5 protein-coding genes are annotated in these 5,579 nt (G+C 55.3%); 2 read left to right on the forward strand and 3 right to left on the reverse strand.

Annotated elements, in window-relative coordinates; translation table 11 throughout:
* Positions 1–276: 276 nt before the first annotated feature.
* On the reverse strand, positions 277–1,140 hold the full coding sequence (locus PQR40_RS38630) for an NmrA family NAD(P)-binding protein (RefSeq protein ID WP_408511248.1): 864 nt from the start codon (positions 1,138–1,140) through the stop codon (positions 277–279).
* Positions 1,141–1,352: 212 nt separating this feature from the next.
* Between PQR40_RS38630 and PQR40_RS38635 the strand changes: the two genes are divergently transcribed.
* A complete protein-coding gene (locus tag PQR40_RS38635; protein WP_408511249.1) occupies positions 1,353–1,907 on the forward strand; it encodes a TetR/AcrR family transcriptional regulator in 555 nt (184 codons plus the stop codon).
* A gap of 322 nt (positions 1,908–2,229) precedes the next feature.
* On the opposite strand, the gene PQR40_RS38640 is transcribed toward PQR40_RS38635, so the two are convergent.
* Together PQR40_RS38640 and PQR40_RS38645 are read right to left on the reverse strand one after the other, a co-directional pair.
* On the reverse strand, positions 2,230–2,577 hold the full coding sequence (locus PQR40_RS38640) for a beta-eliminating lyase-related protein (protein ID WP_408394652.1): 348 nt from the start codon (positions 2,575–2,577) through the stop codon (positions 2,230–2,232).
* A gap of 135 nt (positions 2,578–2,712) precedes the next feature.
* A complete protein-coding gene (locus tag PQR40_RS38645; protein WP_408394651.1) occupies positions 2,713–3,942 on the reverse strand; it encodes an aminotransferase class V-fold PLP-dependent enzyme in 1,230 nt (409 codons plus the stop codon).
* A 123-nt stretch (positions 3,943–4,065) separates the two neighbouring features.
* Between PQR40_RS38645 and PQR40_RS38650 the strand changes: the two genes are divergently transcribed.
* Positions 4,066–5,016, forward strand: coding sequence for a LysR substrate-binding domain-containing protein (locus PQR40_RS38650; RefSeq protein ID WP_408394649.1), 951 nt, complete (start codon positions 4,066–4,068; stop codon positions 5,014–5,016).
* Positions 5,017–5,579: the final 563 nt, after the last annotated feature.

The following is a 5,579-nucleotide window of genomic DNA, read 5'->3' on the forward strand; positions in this document are numbered from 1 at the left end:
TCTGCCCGATGATGACCGACCCAGTTCGACCCGTTGCCGTCATTCAGGTCACCGCGCTCACTGTGGCCGCTTTGTAGTTCCAAACGGACATCCGTATGCACAACGTTTCGACGCGTGCATGCCAAGGGTTATGGGCGGAATATTTTCGCCGCACGCCATAGTACCGTTCGGCCAGGGAAGACTCCATCCCACAGATGCGCGAATCCTCCCCGGCGAGCGCTCGCTCAGATCACTACAGCGCGATATTCAAACATTCGTCTGACGGCGTAGCGAGATCTACGCAAGCAGATGGCGATGCTTCTCGATGAACTGCTCAGGCGTCGTCAACGGCTGAGCGACGATTTCTGCCGCGCTTTTGTCAATGCCGACCAGCAGTCCTTCCTGTTGATCGACCTTGATCGCCTCGAAATGCGCCGCGAATGCAGGATCGCCGTCTATGCCCAGGGTCTTGACGAATTCGTCCGTCGTGACCTGCTCGAAGCGCACTTCCTTTCCAAGCGTAGTCGTAAGGATGCTGGCCAGTTCGATATGGCTCACCTCACGCGGGCCAGTTACCGGGATGGTCTTGTTCCCGAAAGCGCTGGGATTCTCGAGAATCTTTACGATGATATGTGCAATATTGACAGCGGCAATGGGCACGAAGCGGCTTTCTGGATCGAAAGGAGTCAGATATCGGCCCGCACGGATGAAAGGAGCTGCGTATAGCAACCATTCTAAAAAGAAGTTAACTCGAAGATGCGTGGTCGGAACGCCTGAGCGGTTGAGGATCTGCTCGGAAAGCCAGTGATTCAACGTTGCCGGGCTACGGGCGTGCGAGCGCGACTGTCGGTGCGACATGTAGACGATCTGCTTCACGTTGTACTCGCTTGCCGCCTGAGCAAATATCGCGGTTGCTTCAACGGCACCCTGCGTCAACGGATAGCAGAAGTAGGCGCCGTCGACGCCCCTCGTCGCACCACGGACATCTTCGATGTTCAGCATGTCGCCGACCACGATTTCCGCGCCCAACTCCTTCAGCGCCTGGGAACGTTCGTCCTCCCGTCGAACGAAAGCTATGACCGTGTGGCCATGTGCCAGCAGCAAGCGAACCGTGGGAGCGCCCGTGGCGCCAGTGGAACCCGTGACGAGAAATTTCTTCATATTGACCTCCGGTGAGTGGGACAACTTGGCCAAGGGTTTGTACGCCGTGACCGAGAATGAAGCAGTATGATCATCATGTTATGGAGCGCGTATGAACACGGAAACGTGCACCGCATCCGGTCAAACATGACGATCATCATGTTTCATTCCGCCGAGCATGATGGTTATAATGCTTGGTGTCAACTTCTTTTTCGCGACCTTCCGGAGGATGTATGCGTTACCCACCACAGGAAACGGCAGAAAAGCATGCCCGCATTCTCGAGCAAGCTTCCATTCTTTTTCGCGAGCGCGGATTTTCCGGGGTCAGCGTAAGCGAAACCATGAAGGCGACAGGTCTCACACACGGAGCCTTCTACAACCACTTCGAATCTAAAGAAGATCTGATCTCCAAGAGCATCGAAGACACATCGGTGAAAGCTCTGGGCTCCATGAAAGACAATGCGACTTCTGGTCAATCAATGGCTCAATTCATTGATGAATATCTCAGCGAGCAACATCGCGACGACAGGGGAAACGGATGCATGATGGCAGCATTGGCAAGCGAGATTGCGCGCGAACCCGCGGCTCAACATGCATTCACGCGGCATGTGGAGGGTATGGTCGAAGGCTTTACGGAACCACTTGCGAAGGCAAAAAAGAAAAATGCTCGGCGCCATGCGATTCATACGCTTTCGAGCATCGTCGGAGCCATCGTTTTGGCTCGCGCAGTTGATAACCCTGAACTGTCAGAAGAGATTCTTCGTGAAACGCGAGCGGTACTGGATTGATGTGACGATGTCTGCCATTTGCTGCGAAGCCGACGTTCGAATGCCGGTAACTATGCAAGGACCAGTGACCTCAATTGGCCGACGGCTGCCCCATGCATGCTGCCGCCCGGATCGCCCCGCTCTAGACGCTGAAATAAGTGCCGGCAAATCGGCGATATTCGGCGTACTGCAGCCATGAATCCTTGCGTCGGTCGTAAGCTCACGGATCAAACGCAGCGCGATGCTGCGTTCATGATTCCGGGGATGTGGATGTGATGCGGATTCTTGAACTTCGACAACCAACGGCGCAAATCAGTGGTTGGATGGAATCGCCAGCGGCTCGTCAAGAGAGTTCAAAGTTAAATGAACCAAACGTCGGATAGTTCAAACTTAAGTGACTCAAGGGTTTAAAGTTACCTGAGCCGCGAGTTCGGGGAAGCCCATCGTAGCGGCATACCCAATTCAAAGTTAAATGAATCTCGACATCCGACGAAATGAGATGTGAAATGTCCGCAGCGATCACCTCATCCCCAGGTTGGCAATGGACCAGAACAGCGATGAGATTGCACATTGTCCTGGAAGGTAAAAATAGTCCGCTTGATTTGCCCAGCAGGGCGGCCACCCGCGCGGTCAACGCATTGACGCTTGAATCTTCGTCCAGTTGCTCGTCGCCCACCGCTGCGTCGCCCATCGCGGCTCACAAGCTCGCGCTCGGTTTTGTCTTGGTATCGCTGCGAAGGTGGATCCGAATGCGACAGCCCTGGAATCTTCCTGCTGTTTACGCATAACTCTCCCTCTTCTGCGCTATTACCATGCTCTGCCAACGCTACCTGTTGGCAGTACCCGCTGCGCCATGGGCACGGCGCTTGACCCATTCAGTCATGAGCGCAGTGACAACATCGATATCGCTCTCGTTGTTGTAGATATGGAAAGAGAAGCGCAGAAGGTTCCGGCGAATACTGAGCCGCACACCGTTAGCCACAAGATGCTGATAAAGGCTCGACATGTCGAGGTTGCCGACGACATCGTTGTTGTCGCTGATATCCGCACCCACCGTTACGATGTGGCTGCTGTGCGCCCCAGGCGGGCCGCCGAACACCGGCAATCCGAGATCAAGTATCCGGTTCGTGAACTTCCGCGCGAGATCGAAGACATAAGATTGAACCTCTTGCGGACCTAGGTCGAGCAACAGCCGGAGTGCCGGTGCTACCGTAATGACAGCCGGGAAGTTGTAGTTGCCAACATCGAAGCGTCTCGCCCCAACTCCATAGGCCGCCGAAATTGGGTCGCCGACCTGCGCTTCATGTCCGTCTAACTCGACTCCGAACCGCGAAAGATAGGTTGGTTTCAAAGATTCCGCGACTTCGCGGCGGACATACAGGAACCCCAGACCATATAGGGACATGAGTCCTTTCTGCGTGGATGCTGCGACCGCGTCCGCCTGCCAAGCTACGACGTTCGTGTCGACGACGCCGATAGACTGCGCGGCATCCACGACCAGCAGAACACCTCGCCGGCGGCACTCAGCGCCCAGTTCGGCTACAGGAAAGCGGAAACCTGGTGCAAAGGAGACAGATGAGATCGTAACCACGCGCGTAGAAGCATCGATCGCTGAAACGATTCGCTCGACCGACAACGCCCCCCCCTCCGGCGCAACCGTCTTGACTCGCAAACCGAACTTGCGCCCAAGACCGAACCACGGATAGACGTTCGCTGGGTGTTCAAGTTCCTCGCAGAGGACGACGTTATCACCTTCCTTCCATTCGATGCCAGCTGCAAATGCTGCGATGCCATCCGTGACGTTGCGAGTGAAGGCAACCTCGTCAGGCGTACACCGAATCAGCGATGCGAACAGACGACGCGTCTCCTCGACAGTCTCGAACAGAGCCAGCTTGTTAACCGTACCAGCGGTCAGCGTATCCAGGTGTGCATTCAGAGCTGCACGGCCGCCTTCAAAAAAAAGCGATCGCCCTGCGACATCGATGTAAGGCCCCGCCGCGGTCCCAGGGAACTGAGTGCGGACGTCAGCCCAACGGGACGAATGACTTGCTACCATTGTGTTCTCCTTGCGTTTGGGTAGATGACCGGGCCCCAGTTAACATGCCGGCAAGCCCTGCGGTCGAAGCTGATGATCAAGGACTTTTGATGTATTCACTATTGAAAAAAATGGTCCGCTGCTATGAGCTCAACGAATACCGCCCTTCTCAGGAGCCTGCCGTCCGTCAAAGCGCTTCTGTTCTTCAACACCGTAGCGAAGCATCTGAATCTCGTGCGGGCCGGTCGAGAGCTGCACATGACCCAAGGCGCCTTGAGCCGGCAATTGAAAGCGCTGGAGGAACATCTCGGCGTTGAGCTTTTCAAACGCGGTCCCCGCGGCCTGTCATTCACGCAGGAAGGCGAACTGCTGTACGACTATTCCCGAAGAGCTTTCGATACCTTAAGTACTGGCCTGCGACGCCTGTCAGTGGATGCCGACCGCGATGCGCTGGTCGTATCAGTAGCACGCAGTTTTGCCTCTTGTGTTCTATCCAAGAGGATCGGCAGCTTCGCCAAAGCAAATCCATGGATCGATTTACGGATTGATGTTCATCGTTACTTTGCCGACATGGACTCATCCGGGACTGATATTTCCATCCGACTAGGGGCCGGGGATTGGGACGGACATCGGATGCTGGCACTAACCGACGACAGAGTAGGCGCTGTATGTAGCCCGAAACTGGTCCGCCAATATGAGCGATTGGGGGCTTCCAGGGTGATCAAAGAAGGCTTCCTGCTAAGAAACGTAGAACGAGACTACTGGGACCAATGGCAGGACAGCGGAAATCAGACTATCGACCTGGACGACGCTCCGACGATTCGCTTCAACGATTCCGCGTCGATGCTGGAACTCGCAACATCAGGCGCAGGCTTTTGTTTAACCCGTCTATCCCTAGTTACTGACGCATTGGCCAACGGAACCCTCAAGCAGCTGTGGGGGCAACACATTCACGATGGCCTCAGGTATTACGCAGTATGCTCAAATCGCTCAACCGCACGGCGCGCTGTCGATTTATTCATGAACTGGCTTGCTTCGGAGTTCATCGCGCCGGCATGCATGGACGCACCAGTCGCTGCAGAAAGAAAGGTCTGATGCCCGTTCTTTCGGCCGGTCTCCTCGCTGTCGATCGCCTGAATGCACCCACCGGCCAGGGTGTATGTTCAATGTTGCGGTTAATTCGGTGTCGAGCTGCTAGCTCGACCGGAACTGCACTTGAACACATGAATTCCTTGGAGCCGACGTAGCAGTGCGTCTCGCCGAATGATCACTCTCCGTTGCGTTTTGCGTTTTTTTGCTGAACCAGCTCGCCAGATTTAAGTAGGTGAATGAGGGCTTTGCCCGTTACATCCAAGAACTAGAGCTCAAACTGAAGAGGCCGAGTCCCTGCGATACAGAACCCGGCCTTTGACAGTCTAGGTTTCGAGAACGGGTTGCCTAGCCCCGATGAAGGGTATGGCAAATCGACAAGCTCGCGTTGTGTTGCGATTCGCGCCGTCTCGGTTCGGCGATCAGATTTGATCGTCTCTTGCGAGAACCAAAGTTTCATTCGCCTAACGCTTCAAACGAGTTACTCGTCATATCGATCGCTGCATCATCGATATGACGGTGAACCACGAGGCGCAGCGCACACGGACCACTCGCGCGAATCGCGATGC

Origin of the sequence: Paraburkholderia sediminicola, assembly GCF_046026855.1 — a bacterium.
Taxonomy (GTDB): Bacteria; Pseudomonadota; Gammaproteobacteria; order Burkholderiales; family Burkholderiaceae; genus Paraburkholderia; species Paraburkholderia sediminicola_A.